24 protein-coding genes and 1 tRNA gene are annotated in these 22,030 nt (G+C 70.0%); 11 read left to right on the plus strand and 14 right to left on the minus strand.

Annotation, left to right across the window (positions count from 1 at the left end; genetic code table 11):
- Window positions 1-14 precede the first annotated feature (14 nt).
- The 4 genes from NO345_RS03415 to NO345_RS03430 all read right to left on the minus strand — a co-directional run bounded on the left by NO345_RS03415 (window position 15) and on the right by NO345_RS03430 (window position 4,069).
- Complete coding sequence (locus NO345_RS03415) at window positions 15-272, minus strand: DUF8006 family protein (RefSeq protein WP_256296510.1); 258 nt, start codon at window positions 270-272, stop codon at window positions 15-17.
- Between the two features lie 49 nt (window positions 273-321).
- Window positions 322-537, minus strand: a complete 216-nt coding sequence (locus NO345_RS03420; RefSeq protein WP_256296512.1) for a DUF7996 family protein — start codon at window positions 535-537, stop codon at window positions 322-324.
- Window positions 538-739: 202 nt separating this feature from the next.
- Window positions 740-3,826: an FAD-binding and (Fe-S)-binding domain-containing protein gene (locus tag NO345_RS03425; RefSeq protein WP_256296514.1), complete on the minus strand. Its 3,087-nt coding sequence runs from the start codon at window positions 3,824-3,826 to the stop codon at window positions 740-742.
- A gap of 93 nt (window positions 3,827-3,919) precedes the next feature.
- Window positions 3,920-4,069, minus strand: a complete 150-nt coding sequence (locus NO345_RS03430) for a hypothetical protein (protein ID WP_175526486.1) — start codon at window positions 4,067-4,069, stop codon at window positions 3,920-3,922.
- Window positions 4,070-4,237: 168 nt separating this feature from the next.
- Between NO345_RS03430 and NO345_RS03435 the strand changes: the two genes are divergently transcribed.
- A complete protein-coding gene (locus tag NO345_RS03435; RefSeq protein WP_256296519.1) occupies window positions 4,238-4,399 on the plus strand; it encodes an FmdB family zinc ribbon protein in 162 nt (53 codons plus the stop codon).
- A gap of 95 nt (window positions 4,400-4,494) precedes the next feature.
- Here the strand turns inward: NO345_RS03435 and NO345_RS03440 are convergent, their stop codons facing one another.
- The 4 genes from NO345_RS03440 to NO345_RS03455 form a co-directional block, all read right to left on the minus strand.
- The gene (locus NO345_RS03440; RefSeq protein WP_256296521.1) at window positions 4,495-5,082 is read right to left on the minus strand and encodes an archaellin/type IV pilin N-terminal domain-containing protein; all 588 of its coding nucleotides are present in this window, start codon (window positions 5,080-5,082) and stop codon (window positions 4,495-4,497) included.
- Between the two features lie 51 nt (window positions 5,083-5,133).
- On the minus strand, window positions 5,134-6,021 hold the full coding sequence (locus NO345_RS03445; protein ID WP_256296523.1) for a haloalkane dehalogenase: 888 nt from the start codon (window positions 6,019-6,021) through the stop codon (window positions 5,134-5,136).
- A gap of 76 nt (window positions 6,022-6,097) precedes the next feature.
- Window positions 6,098-6,171 (minus strand) — tRNA-Ile (locus NO345_RS03450).
- A 78-nt stretch (window positions 6,172-6,249) separates the two neighbouring features.
- Window positions 6,250-6,837, minus strand: coding sequence for an FxsA family protein (locus NO345_RS03455; RefSeq protein ID WP_256296524.1), 588 nt, complete (start codon window positions 6,835-6,837; stop codon window positions 6,250-6,252).
- 324 nt (window positions 6,838-7,161) lie between these two features.
- Here NO345_RS03455 and NO345_RS03460 point away from each other — a divergent pair, with 324 nt between their 5' ends.
- The 3 genes from NO345_RS03460 (at window position 7,162) to NO345_RS03470 (ending at window position 10,217) form a co-directional block, all read left to right on the plus strand.
- Window positions 7,162-8,844 (plus strand): DUF255 domain-containing protein, encoded by a 1,683-nt coding sequence (locus NO345_RS03460; RefSeq protein ID WP_256296526.1) that lies wholly within the window; start codon window positions 7,162-7,164, stop codon window positions 8,842-8,844.
- Window positions 8,845-8,960: 116 nt separating this feature from the next.
- Entirely contained in the window at window positions 8,961-9,764 is an 804-nt protein-coding gene (locus tag NO345_RS03465; RefSeq protein ID WP_256296528.1) for a TrmB family transcriptional regulator, read from the plus strand.
- Window positions 9,765-9,917: 153 nt separating this feature from the next.
- Window positions 9,918-10,217 (plus strand): hypothetical protein, encoded by a 300-nt coding sequence (locus NO345_RS03470; RefSeq protein WP_256296530.1) that lies wholly within the window; start codon window positions 9,918-9,920, stop codon window positions 10,215-10,217.
- A gap of 13 nt (window positions 10,218-10,230) precedes the next feature.
- Here NO345_RS03470 and NO345_RS03475 read toward each other — a convergent pair whose 3' ends face one another.
- Window positions 10,231-10,509: a DUF7521 family protein gene (locus NO345_RS03475; RefSeq protein WP_256296532.1), complete on the minus strand. Its 279-nt coding sequence runs from the start codon at window positions 10,507-10,509 to the stop codon at window positions 10,231-10,233.
- Window positions 10,510-10,533: 24 nt separating this feature from the next.
- Window positions 10,534-11,064 carry a DoxX family membrane protein gene (locus tag NO345_RS03480; protein WP_256296533.1) on the minus strand — a complete coding sequence of 177 codons (531 nt, stop codon included), beginning with the start codon at window positions 11,062-11,064 and terminating at the stop codon, window positions 10,534-10,536.
- Between the two features lie 152 nt (window positions 11,065-11,216).
- On the opposite strand from NO345_RS03480, the gene NO345_RS03485 reads away from it, so the two are divergent.
- Complete coding sequence (locus tag NO345_RS03485) at window positions 11,217-12,752, plus strand: amidohydrolase (protein WP_256296535.1); 1,536 nt, start codon at window positions 11,217-11,219, stop codon at window positions 12,750-12,752.
- 18 nt (window positions 12,753-12,770) lie between these two features.
- Here the strand turns inward: NO345_RS03485 and NO345_RS03490 are convergent, their stop codons facing one another.
- Together NO345_RS03490 and NO345_RS03495 are read right to left on the minus strand one after the other, a co-directional pair.
- Window positions 12,771-13,097, minus strand: a complete 327-nt coding sequence (locus tag NO345_RS03490; RefSeq protein WP_256296537.1) for an AzlD domain-containing protein — start codon at window positions 13,095-13,097, stop codon at window positions 12,771-12,773.
- Window positions 13,094-13,843 carry an AzlC family ABC transporter permease gene (locus NO345_RS03495; protein ID WP_256296538.1) on the minus strand — a complete coding sequence of 250 codons (750 nt, stop codon included), beginning with the start codon at window positions 13,841-13,843 and terminating at the stop codon, window positions 13,094-13,096. Before NO345_RS03495 ends, NO345_RS03490 begins: the two co-directional genes overlap by 4 nt.
- Window positions 13,844-14,027: 184 nt before the next feature.
- Here NO345_RS03495 and nadA point away from each other — a divergent pair, with 184 nt between their 5' ends.
- The 4 genes from nadA (at window position 14,028) to NO345_RS03515 (ending at window position 18,436) form a co-directional block, all read left to right on the plus strand.
- Entirely contained in the window at window positions 14,028-15,161 is a 1,134-nt protein-coding gene (nadA, locus tag NO345_RS03500) for a quinolinate synthase NadA (protein ID WP_368407839.1), read from the plus strand.
- 3 nt (window positions 15,162-15,164) lie between these two features.
- The gene (locus NO345_RS03505; protein ID WP_256296539.1) at window positions 15,165-16,661 is read left to right on the plus strand and encodes an L-aspartate oxidase; all 1,497 of its coding nucleotides are present in this window, start codon (window positions 15,165-15,167) and stop codon (window positions 16,659-16,661) included.
- Entirely contained in the window at window positions 16,661-17,470 is an 810-nt protein-coding gene (nadC, locus tag NO345_RS03510; RefSeq protein ID WP_256296540.1) for a carboxylating nicotinate-nucleotide diphosphorylase, read from the plus strand. The genes NO345_RS03505 and nadC overlap by 1 nt, the downstream gene beginning before the upstream one ends.
- Before the next feature lie 147 nt (window positions 17,471-17,617).
- Entirely contained in the window at window positions 17,618-18,436 is an 819-nt protein-coding gene (locus NO345_RS03515; protein ID WP_256296541.1) for a hypothetical protein, read from the plus strand.
- A 31-nt stretch (window positions 18,437-18,467) separates the two neighbouring features.
- On the opposite strand, the gene NO345_RS03520 is transcribed toward NO345_RS03515, so the two are convergent.
- Together NO345_RS03520 and NO345_RS03525 are read right to left on the minus strand one after the other, a co-directional pair.
- Window positions 18,468-18,725 (minus strand): DUF5789 family protein, encoded by a 258-nt coding sequence (locus tag NO345_RS03520; protein ID WP_256296542.1) that lies wholly within the window; start codon window positions 18,723-18,725, stop codon window positions 18,468-18,470.
- 73 nt (window positions 18,726-18,798) lie between these two features.
- On the minus strand, window positions 18,799-19,701 hold the full coding sequence (locus tag NO345_RS03525) for a DUF7351 domain-containing protein (protein WP_256296543.1): 903 nt from the start codon (window positions 19,699-19,701) through the stop codon (window positions 18,799-18,801).
- A gap of 460 nt (window positions 19,702-20,161) precedes the next feature.
- On the opposite strand from NO345_RS03525, the gene NO345_RS03530 reads away from it, so the two are divergent.
- Window positions 20,162-21,370 (plus strand): MFS transporter, encoded by a 1,209-nt coding sequence (locus NO345_RS03530; protein ID WP_256296544.1) that lies wholly within the window; start codon window positions 20,162-20,164, stop codon window positions 21,368-21,370.
- Between the two features lie 197 nt (window positions 21,371-21,567).
- On the plus strand, window positions 21,568-22,029 hold the full coding sequence (locus NO345_RS03535; protein WP_256296545.1) for a pyridoxamine 5'-phosphate oxidase family protein: 462 nt from the start codon (window positions 21,568-21,570) through the stop codon (window positions 22,027-22,029).
- The last annotated feature ends 1 nt before the right edge of the window (window position 22,030 follow it).

A 22,030-nucleotide genomic window follows, 5' to 3' on the forward strand; every position in this document is an offset into this window, starting at 1 on the left:
AGACCGGCGCGTCGTTACTGTTTCGCCATGATGACGAGCATCGGGCCCACGATGAGCAGGCCGAGCCCGAGGAAGCGGTACTGGACCGGGGCGAGGCTCGACGGCGTCACCACGAAGATGGCACCGAAGGTGACGATGACGAGTCCGACCGTCTTCAGGGACTTGAGCGGCAGCGTCCCGAGGACGGACAGCACGAACACGAGGAGGAGCGCTTGCCCGACGTTGTAGTTGAGCAGGAAGTTGTCGACGACCTGCAGTGCGAGCCCGTTCATTTCTAGTATCGTCTCCCGGCGGTGCAGTCTTAACGCTAACGAAAGGACGCTATTCCGGGCCGGTCAGGTCGATGGGGCGGATGAAGGCGTACCAGAACGCGAGCGCGAAGCCGCCGTACCCGAGCGCCCAGGCCATCGTCCCGAGGAACGAAAAGCCCGCGCTCGTCAGCAGGTACTTGAGCACCCCGGGGATGATGACGGCGAAGGCGACGGTCAACCCGGCGAGCACCGTCCGGCTCCGGTCGAGGTTTCTCGTCTCTGCCATGGCCGCGGCTTCGGACTGCAGAAGCGTCAATGCCCCGGTTCGCACCGACGGGAACGGTGCGGGGTCCGGGGCGTACGGGGTGGACGCACGCGAACGGGTGAACCATGGAGCGTGCGAGTGCGTCCACGATGGACTACGGATTCGAGCGCCAAAAAGCTCTCTCCGCCCGCAAGACGTGCTATATCTGTAGTGTAACCAACCGCTATCGCTGTTCGAGTGCTCGGGCCAGGAGCTCGACCGGCGTCGGAGGCTCGGTCGCGTCCGCCCCTCCGTCGAGCACGTCGCGGTCGGCGAGCTGGGTGCGACAGGACGCGCCGGGCGCGACGACGCGGTCGCCGGCGCTCTCGTCGACCTGGTCGTAGAGGATGCGCGCGATGGCGGCGCTCATGCCACGGTGTTCGGCCTCGTAGCCGAAGCTCCCGGCCATCCCACAGCAGGTGGAGTCGAGCGGGTCCACGTCGTAGCCCGCGCGCCGGAGCACGCCGACCGCGTGGTGGTCCTTCGCGGTCGCCTTCTGGTGGCAGTGGCCGTGGTAGGTGAGCGACTCGTCGGGCGCGGCGAAGTCGATGGCGTCGTCCAGCCGGAACGTGTCGAGGTACTCGCAGACCCCGTAGGTGGCGTCGGCGAGCTCGTGGACTGAGTCGCCGCCGAGCAGGTCCGGGTAGTCGGACTGGAGCATCACCGCGTTCGATGGCTCGACCAGCACCACGTCCCAGCCCTCGCGCACGCGGGGTGCGAGCCGGGCGACGTTCTCGCGGGCCGTCTCCCGTGCCGCGTCGAGCAGCCCCTTCGAGTACGCCGGCCGGCCGGTGTCGCCGACGCCGTCGGGGAGCTGCACGTGGACACCAGCGGCTTCGAGCACCGCGACGGCGGCCATCCCCGAATCGGGATCGGTGTAGTTCGTGTGCGTGTCCGGATAGAGCAGCGCCTTCCGGTCGGCGTCGTGCTCCGGCACCGCCGGCCCGCCGCGGGCCACGAACCGCTTCCGGAACGTCTCGCGGTGGAACGTCGGCAGGGAGCGGTCGGCGTCGATGCCGATCAGCCGTTCGCCGACGGCTCGCGCCGGGCCGAGGTCGGCCAGCCAGTTCGAGACGGGCGCGAGCGCGCTGCCGACCCGCGAGAGGTCGTGGACGCGGCCGAACAGCCGGTCGCGGAGGGGAACGCCCTCGCGCTCGTGGTGCTCGTGGACGACCTCCGCCTTGAGCTTCGCCATGTCGACCTCGCTCGGGCAGTCGTGGGCACAGCCCTTGCAGCCGATGCAGAGGTCCATGACCTCGTCGACGAACTCGTCGTCGGTCGCGTCGCCCGGTAGATCGCCGGCCATCGCCGACCGGAGCATGTTCGCCCGCCCCCGGGTCGAGGTGATCTCCTCGCGGCTCGCCCGGTAGGTCGGACACATCACGCCGCCGGTGGTGTGCTGGTCGCCGCGACAGCCGCCACAGCCGTGACAGAGCTCGACCATCCCCTGGAAGCCGTTCTCGTTGTTCCACTCCAGTTCGGGCTCGAAGCCCGCGTCGAACGCGTAGTCGGAGCCGTGGCGCAGGTTCTCGGTCATCCGGACGTCGCCGCAGACCTGCCCCGGGTTCAGGAGCCAGTCCGGGTCGAAGGCGCTCTTGAGCTGGCGGAACGTCTCCCAGAGCCCGTCGCCGTACAGCTTCCGGTTCCACTGGGTGCGTGCGCGGCCGTCGCCGTGCTCGCCCGACACGGAGCCGCCCAGCTCCACCACGAGGTCGGTGACGGCGTCGGCGATGGACTCCATCGACTCGACGCCTGCCGTCGTCTTCGCGTCCACCAGCGGGCGGACGTGGAGCACGCCCGGCCCGGCGTGGGCGTAGAAGCTCGCGAACGTGTCGTGGTCGTCGAGGATCTCGCGGAAGCCCTCGACGAACTCGGGCAGCGACTCGGGCGGGACGGCGGTGTCCTCGATGAACGAGACGTGCTTCGCGTCGCTGGTGCGCGAGAGCAGGATGGGGAGCCCGGACTTGCGGAGCTTCCAGATCTTCGCCCGCTCGGCGTCGTCGTGGGCTTCGAGCGCGTCGAAGGCGCGGGCCGGGTCGTTGCTTCTCCCGGACCCGTGGACACCCTCGACCGCCGCGGGCACACGGTCAGCGAGCAGGTCCGCGACCGCGCGCTCGCCCGCGGCGTCGTCCTCGGCGTAGAACTCGACGAGCAGGGTCGCCCGCGTGCCTGCCGGCAGACTGCCGGCCACGTCGGCGAACTCGGCGGTGTCCCGGGCGAGGTCGAGCAGCACCTCGTCGACGAGCTCGACGGCGGCGGGCTCGTGGTCGAGGATGGCCGGCACGTCCGCCATCGCGGTCACGAGGTCGTCGTAGCAGAGCAGCGCGAGCGACTTCGTCTCGGGGACGGGTTCCAGCGAGACGGTGGCCTCGGTGACGACGGCGAGGGTGCCCTCGCTCCCGCAGAGCAGCTTCGCGAGGTTGACCGTCCCGCCGTCGGTGTCGGGCTCGCCGACACCGCGGCTCGCGCCCTCGGCGTCCTCGACGAGCCAGTCGAGGTTGTAGCCCGAGACGTTCCGCTTCAGGTCGGGGTAGCGCTCGCGTATCTCGTCGGCCTCCTCGTCGAGGATACGGGCGACCTCGGCGTGGATTCGGGCTTCGAGGTCGCCGTCGGGGTCGGCACGCTCCCGGAGTTCGTCCACGGATATCTCGCCGAACTCGGTGACGGTGCCGTCGGCGAGGACGACCTCGCAGGATTCGACGTAGGCGTCGGTCTTGCCGTAGCGCAGCGAGTGCGCGCCCGTCGAGTTGTTGCCGATGGCTCCGCCGAGGGCGCTCTTGTCGCCCCACGCCGGGTCGGGCGCGAACTTCAGGCCGTGGTCGGCGAGCCGGTCGTTCAGGTCGCCGAGGCGGACGCCGGGCTGGGCGCGGACCCGGCGCTCGTCGGGTCCGACCGACTCGACGGCGTCCATGTAGCGCGTGAAATCGAGCACGACGGCCTCGTTGACGGTCTGCCCGGCCAGCGAGGTGCCGCCGCCGCGCGGGAGGACGGGGATGCCCTCGTCCGCGCAGTAGGCCACGACGGCGGCCACGTCGTCGGTCGACCGGGGGAAGACGACGCCGACGGGTAACTGCTCGTAGATGCTCGCGTCCGTCGCGTAGAGCTGACGGGAGTAGGAGTCGAAGCGCACGTCGCCGTCGACCCGAGCGGCGAGCGCGTCGAGGAGGTCGGGCCGGGCCACGTCGTCGCTCCGGTAGTCGTAGGTCGCCGCCGCGTCGCGAGCGTCGACGGTGACGTCGGGGTCGGCGGCGGCGTCGGGGTCGCTGGCCATGGCGGAGACTGTGGCGGCCAGCGGTGTAAAACGTGGCGAGTGCGGCAGGTCGTGACGGGTGGACGCGCCGGTGTCGGCGTGCCGTCCGCCGGCTCAGTCGGCGTCGGCGCGGCGTGCCTCCTGGCGGTGGCGGCGGGCGAGCGCGACCAGCCGGAGCCCGGCGGACTCCAGCGCGTCGTAGTCGTCGCTGGCGGCCGCGAGCCGGGCGGCGTCGAGCGCCTCGCCGATGTCCTGGGTGGCCATGGACGGCTGTAGGACGACGGGACACATAACCGCCAGCCAAGCGTGGTGAAAGTGAAAGTGGACGGCCGCACCGGTCCGCACACCGGTGTCGAGTTGGCCGTACGTGGACCGTATCTGGGGTGGTTAGGCCGAACGATTAAAATGCTCTTGCCCCAGTCTGGGAGTAGGATGGGACCGCTGACAGCAGTCAAGCGTCGCCTGCAGGGCGTCGTTTCGACCCGGGAGACGAGGGAGGAGTACGGCTGCCAGTCCTGCGAAGCTCGCTTCGACGTCCAGTACCACACGTGTCCGGACTGTGGGAGCTACAGCGTCGAACGGTTCGACTGGTAGCCCCTCGACGGGGTCGGTCCGCTACCCGGCCGACTACCGGGTCGGTCGCGCCTCCCGGTCACGTCTCCCGCGCCCGGAGCCGTCACGTCCCACACTCAGACCGCGACCCAGTCCCTGCCCTCGAGCGCGCTCGGCGGTGTCAGCGTCACCGTCGTACGCATGTCGTTCTCCGTGACGATGGTGAGGCCGGCGTTCGTCCGCCAGGTGATACCCGCGGGGCCGTCCTCGACGCCCGCGCGGATGGCCTCGACGGCGACGAAGACGTGGAACGTGTCCGTCTCGTCGTCGAGCACCGGGGCGGAGTCGTCGGCGTCGACGGGCGCGGCGACGGTGAAGTTCGTCGCGTTCGCGGTCCGGTTGGTGAAGTTGAGTCTCGTTGTCACGTCGTCGTCGGTGTAGTGGATGGTCGCGTTCCGGAGGTCGCTCTCGTTCGTCCCCGGGCCGAGCTTCACGCTGAGGCGGACGTAGCGGACGCTCTCACCGTCGTCGTCTACGCGACCGACCTCGTTGACGACCGTCACGCCGGTCCCGATGTCGGCGATGGTCGACTCGGTCTCGTCCTGGGCCTGCAGCCGGATCGCGTTCGCCCCGCCGAGCAGTGCGCCACCCGCCATGGCGGCGACGACGACCAGCGCGACGAACATGACGAGCGTCCCGATGCCGGCCTGCCCCCGACGCTTCATACCCCCACACGTGTCGGCGACCACATAGTTCTGTCCGCCGGGGTGGCCGGGCTACGTCCGGTCGACGAACCCGACGACGTGGTCGGCGACCGCCTCGCCGGCGTCCTCCTGCAGGAAGTGGCCCGCCCCCTCGACCCACACGTCGGGCTGGTCGGCCGCGGTCGGGAGGAAGTCGCGAAGCGGGTCCCGGGTCGGCCCGGTGATGGGGTCGGAATCGGAGAACAGCACGAACGCGGGCTTCTCCCAGTCCGAGAGCCGTTCGCGCGTCGCCCGCATCACGTCTGCACCCTCGTCGTCGGGCGACAGTGGCACCATCCCCGGCCAGGTCCGCATGCTCGCCTTCACCGCCTCGGTGTGGAACGGCGCGCGGTAGGCGTCGAGCACGTCAGCCGAGAGCTCGCTCGTACAGCCCGACTCGACGAGCCGGGCGACGTCCAGCGTCTCGGCCGTCTCGACGGCCCGCCGGAACTCGTGCCACACGTCTGGCATCTCCTGTGTCCCGTCGGGAACGCCCGTGTTCATCGCGACGATGCGGTCGAACCGCTCGGGGTGGTGGGCCGCCGCTGCCAGCCCGAGGATACCGCCCCAGTCCTGACAGACGAGCGTGAGGCCGGAGAGGTCGAGTTCCTCGAGGAACGCCACGAGCCAGTCGTAGTGCGCGCCGAAGGAGTAGGCGTCCTCGTCGGTGTACTTCTCCGAGCGACCGAAGCCGACGAAGTCCGGGGCGACCACCCGGCCGCGCTCGGCGAGCGTCGGTACCATCTTCCGGTAGAGGTACGACCACGACGGCTCGCCGTGCAGACAGAGGAACGTCTCCTCGCCGTCGCCCTCGTCCACGTACGCCATCTCCGGCCCGCCGACATCGACGTACTCGGCCTCGTAGTCGTAGCCCGGCAGTCCCTCGAAGCGCGCTTCGGGTGTGCGAACGAGTTCGGCCATGGTGCACGCGACTCTCCCCGGAGGCAAAACCGTTCGGCCGCCACGCGCTGCTGGTCGGTCGTGGGTCCGCGAAAAGTGGGCCGACTCGGATTTGAACCGAGAGCCTCCACCTTATCAGAGTGGCGCTCAACCTGATTGAGCTATCGGCCCGTTGCCTGCGATTTCGAGTTGATTGGTGGGACGTTTAAACGTTTCTTTCTCGCAGTCCATCGCTACCCCGTCGCACGCTCACTCGTCGTCGTCGAACTCGATGTCGTAGGCGTCGTCGCCGAGGTCGTACACGTCGTCGCCGGTGCTGCTGCCCACGTCGCCAGAGCCAGCGTCGGGGCCGCCGAAGCCGCCGCCACCGCCACTCGCGCCGCCGACGTTCTCGAACGGGTCCTCGTCCTCGGGGAAGCCGTAGGTCCAGACGTTGCCCGAGGCCATCCCGTCGACCCGTGTGTCGATGTACGGCGTGACGACGTACTTCTTCAGGACGACGCGGATGGGAACCCGCGTGACGGGGATGGTGAGCAGGACGCCCAGCGCGTCGGTGACGAACCCGGGCGTGAGGAGGAACGCCCCGGCCGCGATGAGCAGGCCGCCGTCCATCAGCTCGTCCGTCGGGGGCTTGCCCTCGGCGAGCTTGCGCTGTATCTTCCGGATGGTCCTGCGGCCTTCGGCGCGGACGAGGAACATCCCGATGAGCCCGGTCAGGACGACCAGCGCGACCGTCTCGATTGGGCCGAGGAAGCCCCAGGCCGCGATGGCAACGAGCAGGATCGCATCGAGGAGGGGGATGAGCAGCAACAGCCCGATGTACCGGAGCGTTCGCATGGACGGGTGTTGCGGGCCACCCCTCAAAGCCCTTTTTCTATCTCCGTGGGGTGTGGCGATGCTGGATTCGGGTTCCACCCTGGCGCGCGGCTGGCGAGACTGCGCGAGCGGTGCGCGGTTCGGAGCGAGCGCTCGCGAGCGAGAACCGCGACTGCGAACGGGGAGCGTGCGACCCGTGAGCGCAGCGAACGCGTCGAGCCAGTCCGCGCGAGGGGGCTTTCTGGCTGTCACCGACAGTACCCCTGTCCGAACTGCCAACCTCCCCGCCTCCAACGAACACCGACAACACGCAACCCTTAGGCACGCACACCCGAAGCCCAAACCATGGACGACTCCGCAGTCGAGACGCGCGTCGAGTGGCGTGAGTGGGGGCAGGACGCCTTCGACGCAGCAGACGCTCTGAACAAGCCAGTCTTGCTCTCGCTCTCCGCGACGTGGTGCTCGCACTGTCACGAGATGGACCGGGAGACGTACGACGAGCCGAGGATCGCGGCGAACGTGAACGACGGGTTCGTGCCGGTCAGGGTCGACGTCGACCGCCATCCCAGGGTCCGGGACCGCTACAACATGGGTGGGTTCCCGTCGACGGTGTTCCTCACGCCCGAGGGCGAGGTCCTGACGGGCGCGGGCTACCTCGGCGTCGACGGGATGCGGCAGGTGCTCGACTCGGTGCGGGAGATGTGGGACGGGAAGCGGGCGTCCGCCGGGAGAGTCCCGCGGGCGCTCCAGGGGAACGACACGCCCGCCGGGGAGCTCACCGCCGACATCGAGTCGAACCTCGTCGGCCAGCTCATGGCTGCGTACGACGAGCAGGCGGGCGGCTGGGGCGAGGCGGAGAAGTTCCCGCTACCGCGGACGGTCGAGTTCGCGCTGAAGCGCGAGCGGGAGCAGGCGCTGCGGAGCCTGAACGCGGTGAGCGCGAACCTGCTGGACGACTACGAGGGCGGGTTCTTCCGCTTCGCGGGGAACCCGGACTGGACCGACGTCCACTACGAGAAGGTACTGGACACGAACGCGGCGCTGGTGCGGGCGTTCGCCAACGCCTACCTGCTGACGGGGAAGGAGGAGCTGCGCCAGCCGGCGGCGTCGACGGTGGACTACCTGACGACGACGCTCTGGACGGGCGAGGCGTTCGCGGGGAGCCAGGCCGCCGGCGAGGGGCGTGACTACTACGCGGCGGAGGCGAGCGACCGCGAGTCGATGCCGGCACCGCCGGTCGACGAGACGGTGTTCGCGGACTGGAACGCGCTCGCGGTCGACGCGCTGCTCACCTACCACGGCTACACCGACGACGAGGGGGCGCGCCGGTACGCCGGGCGGGCGCTCTCGCACCTCGTCGACGACCTCGTGGACGACGGCGTCGTCACGCACTACCGGACCACCGGTGCAGACGACGAGGTCGGTGCGTCGGGCCTGCTCGTCGACCACGCCCGGGTCGTCGGCGCGCTGACGCGGGCGCGACAGGTGCTCGGGCCGGACGCGCTCGACGATACGGCGGCCGACGCGGACGTTCTCGCGACGGCACGGGCGGTCGCGGATCACGCCATCGAGACGCTGCGCTCCGGCCAGTCGTTCGTCGACGGTCCCCGGGAGGGTGCGGGCCTGCTCGACCGGCCGCTCCGCCCGCTCGACGGGAACGTGGAGTTCGCGGACGCGCTGTGCGACCTCGCCGTGCTGACGGGCGAGGACCGCTACCGCGAGGTGGCCCGCGAGACGCTCGCGGCGTTCGCCGGGGCGGCCGACCGCTTCGGCGTCCGCATCGCGGCGTACGGGAGTGCGGTGTCGCGGCTGCTGAACGAGCCGCTGGTCATCGCCGTGACGGCCGAGGCGGGCAGCGACCTCCACCGCGCCGCGCTCCGGATGGCCGACCACGAGAAGGTCGTGGTGCCGGCCGCCGAGGGCTACGACGCGACCGACGCGGCGTACGTCGTCCGCGGCGACGAGACGAGCGAGCCAGCCACGACCCCGGAGGAACTCGGCCGGCGCGTCTCCGAGCTGGTGCGCTGAGTCGTCGGGAACCCGTCCGCTCTGCCGTCGATCCGCCGCAGTCGTGCGATTCCGGACGACGCCGGTCGAAACAACTACCGTTGTGTTTATGGTTCTCCACTGAGACAGGGTTTATTATGGCGAGTTTGAGGGACCTGGGTCTGTCGGAGTACGAGGCGAGAGCCTACCGAGCGCTGTTGAACACCGGTCCGACAACGGCCAAGGAGTTGTCCCGGGCGAGCGACGTGCCGATGGGCCGCATCTACGACGTGCTGAACAGCATCGAGCAGTACAACCTCGTGCGTTCCCAGACCGCGAGCCGGCCGAAGAAGTACGTCGCGGTGGAACCCTCGACCGCACTCGACCGTCTGCTGGACGACAAGAAACGCGAGCTGGAGGAGAAGGCGGAGCAGTACGAGAACATCGTCGACGAGCTGTCCGAGGAGCTCGACGCCGCCGAGCCCGTCGAGGAGCAGTTCTGGACCGCCTCCGTCGGCGAGGCGGAGACGACCGACCTGCTGCTCGAGCGGCTCACCGCCGCCGACGAGCGCATCATCATGGTCGCCTCCACGGCGTCGCCGCAGTTCGACGTGAGCGAGGTCGGCGACAAGATCGTCGAGGAACTGGAGGAGGCCATCGAGCGCGGCGTCGACGTCGACGTGCTGCTCACCCGCGAGATGGTCGCTTCGCTCTCGGAGGAGGTCGGCCGCCGCTACCGCGACCGCCTCTCCGGCGAGGAGTCGTTCCAGGTACGCACCAGCGAGGACGTGACTGGCACGTTCAACCTCATCGACGACATGGAGGTCGTCATCCAGGTGCCGAACCCGCTGGGCTCCCGGGAGACGTTCGCGATGATCGACCTCAAGGACCCCGAGTTCGCGGGCGAGGTGTACGCCGAGTTCGAGCCGACGTGGCGGGATGCGGAGCCGCTGAGTTTCTGAACCGGCGACGGCGTCTGCTGTCCGGAAAAGGTACTTACCAGTAGGGATAGATGCTCTACGGGCATGAGACGCCGTGCCCTCCTCGCGACGACCGGCGCGCTGGCCTCGTTAGCCGGGTGTTCAGTACTGTCCTCCGGGTCCGCGACTCTCGATTTGTCCGTATTCAATCACGATGACAGTCCGTACACGGTCCTCATCGAACTGGTACGTCCAGGCGAGAACCGGTCGCGAAGTGAGGCACTCGTTTACGACGCTCGCTTCGATGTCCCTGCTGACGGCGGTGAGACCCGTGAGGCGGTCGTCGAGAAGCGACCCTACATCGCACGCTACGACGCCTACGAGGACGACAACTTCCTGACCGACCAGGACCACTTCCACTACTACCCTCACGACGACGGCGACGACTTCATCGCCTTCGATATCGACGACCAGGGAACGCTGACGCACCGCTGAGCCGCCAGGCGGGTCACTCAACCTGCTGGTAGAGAGCTACCGTCACGAGCGCGAAGCCGGCCGCCAGCGCGACGGCCTGTCCCAGTCGCCGCACCGCGGGATCGAGCCCCACCAGCCCGTCCGCGACCCCGAGCGCGCCAGCGGCCGTCAGCGTGGCCAGCCCGACCGCCAGCCAGAGCAGCGGCCGCGAGGCGGTCCGCCGGTGTGCCCGGTAGGCGACGTGCGTGACGACGCCGCCGAGCGCGACCGAGACCGCGTTCGCGAGGACGGCGAACGCTGTCGTGGAGACCATCGTGGGACGGGGACCCCGGTCGGGTCACCCGAGGAGGTACTGGACCGGGCGGTTCTCCCGGACGAAGTCGCGCTCCTCGAGGTAGGCGTCCACGCCGAGGATGCGGCCGGCCCCGAACGCCCCGAGGCCGAACAGCAGCAGCGCGTAGACGATGTGGGAGTCGATGACGATGCCGTTCGCGAGCGGCAGGCTGGCCGCCCAGTAGAACACCATCATGATCGCGCCCCAGAACGCGCTGAACCGGACGAACGCCCCGAGCAGGAGCGCGAGCCCGACGAGCGTGAGCCCCCAGGCGTTCAGCGGGTCGATGAGCCAGAGGTACTCGTTGGCCATGGTCGCCCACATCCCGCCGAAGGGGTTGCCCTCCGGGATGGCGTTCGTGAGGAAGCCACCGGCCGACCAGCTCGGGTCGAGGACCTTCGTGATGCCCGCGTAGAAGAAGGTCCAGCCCATGATGAGCCGGAGCGCCAGCAGCGAGTAGCCGACCCACGTCTCCGAGTAGTTGAACCGGGCGCTACGTCCGAACAGCTCGGTCTCGAGTTCGTTGGTTGCCATGGGCCTGTCACCTCTACACGTGAACATGGTCGGGGAAACCCCTTCAACCGGGGCTCCGGTTCCCAGACGCTGAAAAGCGGGCGCGTAGCAGCGACGAGCAGGAGACCGCCGCATCCGGAACGGTTTTGCCCACGGCAGGCGGGGCAGGGAACATGACAACAGCGGCTGACCGCGTCCTCACGAACGCGGAGGTACACACGCTCGCGGACCCCGACGAGACGTACGAGGCCGTCGCCATCCGCGACGGTGAAATCGTCCGACTCGACAGCGCGTACGAGATCGACTTCCTCGTCGGCGTCGACACCGACGTCGTCGACTGCGGCGGCCGGACCGTGGTTCCGGGCTTCGTCGACGCGCACACGCACATGCAGCAGCTCGGGCAGTACCAGGTCCACGCCGACCTCTCCGACGCGGGCTCCGCCGACGAGGCCGTGGAGACGCTCGCCAGCGACGCGGCCGACGACGGCGACTGGCTGCTCGGGTTCGGCTGGGACGAGTCCGGGTGGGGCGAGCCGCGCTACCTCACGCGCGAGGATCTCGACCGCGTCAGCGACGAGCGTCCGGTCGCCGCGGTCAGAGTGGACATGCACACCGCCGCGCTGAACTCGGTCGCGCTGGAGCGGCTCCGGGACGAGATGCCGGCCGACGACGTCCGCACCGACGACGGCGAGCCGACCGGTGTCGTCGTCGAGGACGCCGTCGAGCCGGTGTGGGACGCCATCGACCCCGACCCCGCGGAGACGCACGAACTCCTGACGGCGGCGCGGGACTACGCCCACCGCCACGGCGTCACCGCCGTCCACGACATGGTTCGCCAGTCCCACGCGCCGCGGGTGTACCGCGAGCTCAACCTCGAGGACGCGCTGGACCTGCGGGTCCGCATCAACTACTGGAGCGACCACCTCGACGCCGTGCGCGAGGCGGGGCTCCGGACGAACCACGGCAGCGAGTTCGTCCGGACGGGGGCCATCAAGTCGTTCACCGACGGAAGCTTCGGCGGCCGCACCGCGAAGCTCTCCGAGCCCTACGCCGACGACCCGGAGGAGACCGGCACCTGGGTCGTCGACCCCGGCGAGCTCCGCGATATAACGACGAAGGCGGACGACGCCGGGCTCCAGTGCACCGTCCACGCCATCGGCGACGAGGCCGTCGAGGAGACGCTGTCGGCGTTCGAGGCGACGGCGGACCCGGGTGCGGCCCGCCACCGCGTGGAGCACGTCGAGCTCGCGACCGACGAGCACGTCGAGCGCTTCGCCGAGTCCGGTGTCGTCGCGTCCTGCCAGCCGAACTTCCTCCAGTGGGCCGACGAGGGCGGGCTGTACGACCAGCGCCTCGGCGAGGACCGTCGGAAGCTGTCGAACCGCTACCGCGACCTGCTCGACGCCGGCGTGCACCTCGCGTTCTCCAGCGACACCATGCCGATGGACCCACTGCTCGGCGTCGGGCTCGCGGTGAGCGCATCGAGCGAGCACCAGCGCATCTCGGTGACGGAGGCGCTGCGGGCGTACACCCTCGGCGGCGCGTACGCCGGTTTCGACGAGGACCGCATGGGGACCGTCGAGGTCGGGAAGGTGGCCGACTTCGCGGTGCTGGAGGCGTCGCCGTGGGAGGTCGACGCCGACGAGATCCGCGACATCGACGTGGCGATGACGGTCGTCGACGGCGAGGTCGTCTACGACGGACGGTAGTCGAGCGGCGCTCTCCGCTCAGACCGCCAGCAGCAGCCACAGCGCCCCCATCCCGGCCGCCAGCGTCCACGCCATGCTCTCGGTTCGCCAGGCGACGACGGTGGCGACCCCGCCGGCGGCGACCTTCGGCGTCAGGACCGCCACGGTGCCTTCGGGTGCGACCAGCGACGGGAGCACCAGCCCCGCCAGCACCGCGGCGGGGACGAGTTCGAGCGCGCGTTCGGCCAGTCGAGGCACCTCGTCGACGCGCTGGAACAGCACGATGAACGACACGCGGACGAGGTAGCTCCCGACGGCGGCCGCGACGAACGCCGCCCAGAGGATCGGGTCGGACAGCGAGGTCACGGTTCGCCCTCCGTGGTGCCGTCTGGCGTCCTGTCCGGGCGGTCCGCTGGCGGTTCGTCGTCCGCGCCGTCGGGGTCCGCCACGAGTCCGAGACCGACACCCGCGAGTGCTGCGATGACCAGCCCGAGGTCGAACGGGACGTCGAGGCCGGCGGTCGCGCCGACGCCGCCGACGGCCGCCGCGACGACCCCGCCGCGGTCCCGGACGTTCGGGACGAGCAGCGCGAGGAACAGCAGCGGGATGGCGAACTCCAGGTGCCACGCGGGCGGGAGTCCGGTCCCGAGCGACGCGCCGGCGGTGACGGAGACGGTCCACGTGACCCACAGCGGGAGCGCGGTGCCGAAGTAGTACGCCCGCCGGTCGACGGACCCCTCGGCCCGGAACTTCGCCACCGAGAGGGCGTACGTCACGTCCAGCAGGAAGAAGGAGAGCACGAGCCGCGAGCGGCGGGAGAACGACTGGAGGTAGGGGGCGATGCTCGCGCTGTACATCGCGTAGCGCAGGTTGACGACGATGGCGGTGAGGACGGCGACGGCGACCGGCGCGTCGCGGGCGAGCAGCTCCATCATGGCGAGCTGGGCGGCCCCGGCGAACAGCAGGGCGGCCGACCAGAGCGCGGTCACGGGATCGAGACCGAGGTTCGCGGCCGCGACGCCGACGACCAGTCCGAACGGGACGTTCGCCGGCAGTGCCGGGAGGACGGCGCGTGCGCCGTCGACGAACGCCGAACGCGCGGTCGAGGTCACGTCTCGCACTCGTCCAGTGGGCCCCTGTCGGTTGTGGTTCCGGCAGTCCGGTCGCCAATACCGTGCGAATATGTGTCATGAATGGCCGGTAAGAGGGGCTCCCAACCGCCAGTCCGCTCCTTTGAAGAGAAAAGTTATTCAATACCCGGGACAGAGTTGCTAGTCACCCACAGGTGGACACATCGTGCCAAGAATGGAAACTGCGGACTTCGATACGGAGCTCAGTCTCTTCAAGTACGACAACCTGGAACAGCTTCCACCGGAGTACCGCGACCTCGACGAGTCCGAACGCACCGAACGGATCGAGGCCGCCAAGACGGCACTCGGCGACGACGTCGTCATCCTCGGCCACAACTACCAGCGCCGGGAGATCGTCGAGCACGCCGACTTCATCGGCGACTCCTACCAGCTGAGCAAGGAGGCCGCCGCGGCCGACGCGCCATACGTCGTCTTCGGCGGGGTGACGTTCATGGCGGAGTCCGCCGACATCATCACCGACGACGAGCAGTCCGTCATCCTCCCGTCGATGGAGGCCTCCTGTCCCATGGCCGGGATGGCGGAGGCGCTCCAGGTCGACGCCGCCTGGGAGGAGATCACGAACGCGGCCCCCGACGCCGACATCGTCCCCATCACGTACATGAACAGCTACGCCGACCTGAAGGCGTTCTGTGCCGAGCAGGGCGGGCTGGTCTGTACGTCCTCCAACGCCCACCGCGCGTTCGAGTGGGCGTTCGAGCGCGGCGACAAGGTGCTGTTCCTGCCCGACAAGCACCTCGGCGAGAACACGGCCCACCGGCTCGGCATGGCGGACGACGTCGCCGAGTGGGACCCGTGGGACCCCGAGGGGAAGGACGCCGAGCAGGTCGCCGAATCGGACATCATCCTCTGGGACGGCTACTGCCAGGTCCACGAGCGCTTCCGGGTCGACCACATCGAGCAGGTGCGCGCGGAGCACGAGGACGCGAAGGTCATCGTCCACCCCGAGTGCCGCCGCGAGGTCGTTGAGGCCGCCGACGTGGCCGGCTCCACGGCGACCATCACGCAGACCATCGAGGACGCCGACCCCGGCGACACCTGGGCCATCGGCACCGAGATACACCTGACGAACCACCTCTCGCGCTGGCACCCCGAGGTGAACGTCCTGCCGCTGTGTGGCGACGCCTGCATGGACTGCAACGCCATGCGCCAGATCGACCCGAACTACCTCACCTGGGTGCTGGAGGAGCTGGTCGAGGGCCGCGAGCGCAACGTTATCGAGGTCGCACCCGGCGAGAAGGAGCTCGCGAAGGTCGCCCTCGACCGCATGCTGGAGGTCTGATCGATGGCACGAGAGACCGACGTACTCGTGGTCGGCACCGGCATCGCGGGCTGTGCGGCCGCGCTCGGTGCCGCGCGCGAGGGCGCGGACGTGCTCGTCGTCACGAAAGCGGAGAAGCCCGAGGACGCCTCCTCGGACTGGGCGCAGGGCGGTATCTCCACGACGGGCACCGACCCGGAGACGTTCAGGCAGGACATCCTCGACGCCAGCGCCGGCACCGCGGACGAGGCCGCCGTCGATGTACTCGTCGAGAACGCAGACGACGCCGTGCAGGACGTGCTCGTGGACACCCTCGACGTGGACTTCGACGTCGACGCGGACACCGACGAGTTCGACTACACGCGCGAGGCCGCCCACTCCGAGGAGCGCATCCTCCACGTGGACGCCTCGACCGGCCGGCACATCCTCCGGCCGTTCCTCAACCACCTCGCGAAGCACGACGACGTCGAGATCCTGGAGGACACCGCCGCGCTCGAACTGATCACCCACGAGGGGCGGGTCCACGGTGCGATGCTCGACACCGAGACGACCGGCGAGCCCGTCTACGCCGGCACCACCGTCCTCGCGACGGGCGGCATCGGCGACCTGTTCGGGCGCAGCACGAACCCCACGGGTTCGACCGGCGACGGCATCGCGATGGCCGCCCTGGCGGGAGCCGACGTCGCGGACATGGAGTTCGTGCAGTTCCACCCGACCGCCTACGCCGGCGACGACCCGTTCCTGCTCTCGGAGGCCATCCGGGGCGAGGGCGGGCTCCTGCGGAACGGCGACGGCGAGCGGTTCATGCCCGGCTATCACGACGACGCCGAACTCGCGCCCCGCGACGTGGTCGCCCGCGCCGTGCAGGACGAGATCGGAGACACGGGCGAGGTCACGCTGGACGTGTCGACGCTCGGCGAGCCGTTCGACGAGGCGTTCCCGGGGCTCGCCGCCAAGTGCGCGGAGCGCGACGTCGACTGGGAGTCCGGCATCCCGGTCGCCCCCTGCGAGCACTTCCTCTGTGGCGGCGTCGACGTCGACCACGAGGGCAGCGCGAGCCTCGACCGCCTGTACGCCGTCGGCGAGTGCGCCCGGACCGGCGTCCACGGTGCGAACCGCCTCGCCAGCACGAGCCTGCTGGAAGGGCTGGTCTGGGGCCTGCGCGCCGGTGAGGACGCTGTCGGCGTGGAACCCGAGGTCGTCGAGGCCCCGGAGCTGCTCGACCGCGACCCGGACCTACCAGAGCGGTTCGCCGCCGAGAAATTCCACCGGCTCCGCCGGACCATGGACGAGTACGTCGGCCTGCGCCGGACCCCGACGGACCTCGGCCGCGCACAGGCCGTCCTCCGGCGGCTGAAGGGCGAGGTCGACGCCTATGTCCGCACCCGGACCGCGCGGGACCTCTACGAGCTCCGGAACGCGAGCGTCACCGCGCTGCTCGTCGCGCGGGCCGCCAGCGAGAACGACGAGAGCGTCGGCTGTCACTTCGTCGAGCAGCCGGCGGCGGCCGGCCAGCACTGATGCTGCACGACAGCCAGGTCGAGGCGTGGCTCCGCGAGGACCTCGGCCACCACGACGTGACCAACGAGGTGCCCGGCGAGACGACCGGGCGACTGGTCGCCAGGGAGGGCGGCGTCGCCGCGGGACTCGACGCCGCCGAGCGCGTCTTCGACTACCTCGACGTCGACGTGACCGAGCGCGTCGGCGAGGGGAGACAGATAGATTCGGGCGACACCGTGCTCCGCGTCGCCGGCCCCGCGAAGGCCGTCCTCCGGGGCGAGCGCGTCGCGGTCAACGTCGCCGGCCACGCCTCCGGCGTCGCCACCCGGACCCGGCGCGCGGTCGACGCAGCCCGCGAGGTGGACGACGACGTACGTATCGCCGCCACCCGGAAGACGACGCCCGGGCTCCGCGAGCTGGAGAAGCGGGCGGTCGTGGCGGGCGGCGGCGACACCCACCGGCTCGACCTCTCGCACATGGTGATGGTGAAGGACAACCACATCGAGGAGCTGGGGCTGGAGGACGCCGTCGCGCACTTCCGCGAGCGCGTCTCCTTCGCCACGAAGGTCGAGGTGGAGGTCGAGTCGCCGGAGGACGCCCCGCGTGCTGCCGAGGCCGGCGCGGACGTGGTGCTCCTCGACAACATGAGCCCCGAGCGCACGACCGAGGCGGTCGACCTGCTGCCCGACGGGGTGCTCGCGGAGGCCTCGGGCGGCATCACCGTCGAGACGGTGGCGGACTACGCGACCACCGGCGTCGACGTCATCTCGATGGGCTCGCTGACCCACTCGGCGGCGAGTCTGGACTACTCCTTCCGCACCGGCGAGTGAGGGTGTCGCAGCCGGTCCCCCCCACGACACCCCAGGCACTACACACGTAGCGTCCCCGTTCTTCGACCAGCGCTATGTTAGCAACGGACATGGGTACCGGACGGACGGGACTGGAGACGGTCCGCGGACTCGGGGGTGAGTCGACGGATGGTTCGTAAACACACCTACTACCGGGCGGTGTCGGTGCTCTGGTTCTTCGGGTCGATGGTGGGCTTCATCGCGGTGGGGCTCGGGATGCTCGAGCCGACCGTCCCGGCGTCGCTGGTCCCCAGCCGGGCCGTCGCCTTCGGTGGCGGTGTCGGCGTGGGGCTCGCCGGCCTGGCGGTCATCCAGTTGTTCCAGGCGAGAGCCTGGGTCCGGGCGGGCCGGCGTGCGGACCTCTCGCCCCAGGGTCTCGCGCTGCCCCTCCGGACGCCCGACATGGTGGGCGAGGTCGACGGCCGGCCCGTCCGAGCGTTCACGGTCAGTCGGTCGACCGGTGGCGGGGAGTCGAGCGGCAAGTCGATGTTCACCCGCATCGAGGCCGACCTGGACGAACCGGCCGGGACGGGCTGTCTCCTCTACCCCCACGGCGACGCGAGCGCCGGCGACGAGGCCCTGCGTGACCTCCAGCTGCCGAGCGCCACCGTCGACGGCGTGCTCGCCATGGGGCCCTCGGAGGAGTTCGCACGGGCTGTCCTCACGCCGACCGTCGTCGACACCCTCGAGGAGGCCGATTCCGTCGATGCCGTGTACGTGGGCGACGCCGGCGGACTGGTGGCGGAGATGGTGTCCGCCAACGACAGCTCGTTCCTCGGCGGGCTGGCCAAGCGGGCCATGAAGTCGCTCCCGGGTGGCGAGTCGTCGGCCGGCATCGAGACGAAGGGGGCGGTCCTCGAAGCCGACATGCTGGCCGAACAGACGCGGGCCGTCGCCGCCGTCGCAGAGGGGTTCGAGCAGGCCGACAGCACTGCTCCGACAGCGTGAGGAACGCTGGCGACCGCCCACCCGCGACCGCCTATCCCTCGCCCTCGGACTGGAACGGCTCGCCGACGGAGCGCCGCGGGAGCAGGCTCATCACCTCGCTCCTGAGCTCGTCGGCCGAGGCGAAGGTGTCGGCGTCCGATCCCCGGACCGTCTCGCCGAGGTTCGCCTCGCCGTCCGCGAGCTGGAGGGTCACGTCCTCGCATTCGGTCGCCACCGCGTCCCTGCTGACGGGATAGTCGTACTCCGCGAGGAGCCCGTCGAGTTCGTTGAGTTTGTACTCGTGTGCCATCGTGTCGTGGTTCGGCGGCCGGGCCGATAGCCGTGGTTACCGGTTCCGTACCGTATCGTTGCTCTCGACGGTGCTACGACACCTGCACGTCGACCACGTCGGCCCCCTCGACGCTGGCGACCAGCTCCCCCTCCTCCCCCGGCACCCGGACGGTCACCCGCCACGGCTCGCGCGACTCGATGGTCGTGTACCGGTCGCTCACGCAGAGCGCCAGCTCCCAGAACGGCGGCTCGCGCAGATCCTCGCCCCGGTTCCGGTGGAACGCCACCACGTCGGGGTGGTCGAGCAGCAGCATGCCGAAGGAGGGTAGCACCGAGAAGTCACAGCGCACGCAGTCGAACGCCGGCAGCGCCTCGTAGCCCCACGTCGTCGGGATGTCGGTGGTCACGTGACCCTCCATCTTCGCGGTGCACTCCGGGCAGACCCCGTCCACCGCGAAGGAGACGCGGTGGCGGACCAGCCGGTCGAACGCGTGCAGCACGTCCGCCAGTGAGCGTTCCTCGAAGCCGCCCGGCGGGAAGTCGTTGCTCGTCAGGCCCGTCTCGCAGGCTCCACAGCGAACGTGGAGCTTCTCGTCGGTGTAGGAGACTCGGAGGTCGGCGTCGCCGCACTGCGGGCACGTCCCGTCGATGGGCTCGTCGGCGAGCGCGGCGCGTTCGGTGAACGTGCCGGCCCTGATGGCGCGGACGACCTTCCGGGCCGGGTAGCGTGCGCGGTAGCCGTCCTCGGTCTGCTCGACGAACTGGTCGCGAAGCTCCTGCAGGTGGTAGTTGAAGTGCGCCGAGTCGTCGGTCTCGACCTGCGCGTGGAGTGCCGAGAACGACACCGGCTCGCTCCCGTAGCCGCTCTCGTCGGTGAGCTCGACGAGCCCCTGGAGCGTCTGCAGGCGCGTCCCGTCGCTCAGGAGTCTGAACGCCTCCGTCGGCGGGAGCGTGGCGTTTTCGTCGGTTTCGGTGTCGTCTTCCTCGGTCGGCATCGTCTCTTTCGTCTTCCGTGTTGGTGTGTGGTCGATAAAGGCGTCCGGGTGGGTTCGGGAGCTGGAACTGGAATCACCAACAGTCAGAAAGCCCCGACGTGCTCGTCGGCTGCGACTCGCTGTCGTTCGAAAGACGCCGGAGGCGTCTTTCGTGATGACGAGAGGGCTTCGCTCTCTCGAACCACGGTCCTCGTTCCTGCGGTCCTTGCGTCGTCTCGCTCGACGAGCACGTCGCCCCTTTCAATCCTACCCGCCCGCACAGCACCGCACCTCACACCTCCCCAGCCGACTGCGATGCTCGCTGCGCTTCTCGTCCCTCGCACGAGCGTCGGCGAGACACGCTCGCTGCGCTCGCGGTCTCGCCAGCCGCGCGCCACCCGGCTGTTCGGGTTCGTATCACTCTCAGTACAAAATCGCGCTTCAGGGAACGCCTATGGGGTGCGTGCGTCGAAAGTAGTGTGTGAGCCGCCCAGTCCTCCTCTCCGCTTCGGCCCTCCCCTCCGGCCCCGTGGCGAAGTACTACCTGTACAAGCTGACGGCGACGGCCGGGCTCACGGTCCCCGTCTGGGTGCTGTTCCTGCGTGCCCAGCACCTGACCTACACGGAGATCATGCTGCTGGACGCCATCTGGTGGGTCGGCCTGACCGCGGGCGAGATCCCGACGGGCTACGTCGGTGACCGGATCGGCTGGCGGAACAGCCTCGTAGCCGGGAACGTGCTGCGTGCGGCCGCCGTCGTGGTGATGGGCCTGGTCTCGACGTTCGCGGCGTTCGCCGCCGTCTACCTGCTCTGGGCGCTGGGCTCGACGCTCATGTCCGGGAGCACGGACGCCTGGCTGTACGAGACGCTGGACCGGCGAGGCGACGTCGACACGTTCGCGCACTGCCGGGGACGCGGGCAGTCGCTGACGCTGGGGATGGGCGCGCTGGCTGCCGTCGTGGGCGGCTACCTCGGCACGGTGAGCTTCCGGCTCCCGTTCCTGCTGACGGGCGTGCTGTGGGCCGTCGGCGCGGTCGTGCTGGCGACGATGCCCGTCGTGGAGGTGGAGGACGACGACCGGCTGACCGTACTCGAGGCGATGCCGGTGCTGCGCGAGCGCCTGCTCTCGGTCGAACTCCGCGGTGTCGTGCTCTGGGTCGCGGTCGTGCTCGCGGTCGTGAGCGCGACGGGGCGGCTCACCCAGCCCGTCGCGGTCGACCTCGGCGTGCCGGCGGCGTGGCTCGGCTGGCTCTACGCCGGCTTCACCGTGTTCGCGGCGGTCGCGAGCGACGGGTCCGCGTGGCTCCGGGACCGCTTCGGCTTCGACGGCTGGCTCGTCCTCGCGCCGGCCGTCCTCGGCGGGTTGCTCGCGCTGGTCTGGCTGGCTCCCGTCGTCGCGCTCCCCGCGTTCGTGCTGCTCCGGGTGGTCCGGTCGCCGACGGAGACGCTCGCCAACGAGTACGTCAACGACCGCGTGGCGACGGCCGGCCGAGCGACGACGCTCTCGGGCGTCTCGATGGTCAACGCGGTCGTCGCGATCCCGTTCGGTGTCGCGCTCGGCGCGGTGGCGGACCTGTCGCCGTACCTCGCGCTGGCGGGTATCGGCACGCTGCTGCTCGTGCTCGTGGGCGTGGTCGGCCTCGGCGGGCTCCTCGCCACAGCCGAGACGGAGCCGCACCCGGCGGACTGAGGGTGCACCGCTCTGGACACGGGCGACCGTCACGCTCGCGGGTTGTTTCGAGCCCGTCAACGGGGAGGGCGACGACCGGGCCGTGCAGCCGGCCCCGCAGGTGGGGCACGTAGCTGACCGGGAACGCCCCGCGGTTCTAACAGTACACTGACATCTTTGTGGCGCGATTTATGCGTCCGGACGCCGATATCTCACGTATGGACGACAACAGCCCCGTGACGATGTCCGCGGAGGACCGGGACGCGTTCCTCGGTACCGGCGGGACCGGCGTGCTATCGCTCTCGACGGACGAGTCCGACGCACCGCACGCGATCCCCGTCTCCTACGGCTACGACCCCGTCGAGTCCACGTTCTACTTCCGGCTGGCCGTCGGGAAGGACCGCGAGAAGGGCGAGGTGGACGGCCGCGCCGCGACGTTCGTCGTGCACGGACACGACGGCGAGGACGGCGAGGGCGACTGGCAGAGCGTCGTCGCGAGGGGGACCCTGACGGACATCGGGCGCGACGAGGTCGCGACCGAGAGCCTGGCGGCGCTCGACCGCGTCGACATCCCGCTCGTCGACATCTTCGGCGCGCCGACGAGCGACGTGTCCTTCCAGTTCGTCCGTCTGGTCCCCGACGACCTGTCCGCCCGCGTGGAGAGTCCGACACCCCGCTGAG

Origin of the sequence: Haloarchaeobius salinus (genome assembly GCF_024464185.1) — an archaeon.
In the GTDB taxonomy this organism is placed as follows: domain Archaea; phylum Halobacteriota; class Halobacteria; order Halobacteriales; family Natrialbaceae; genus Haloarchaeobius; species Haloarchaeobius salinus.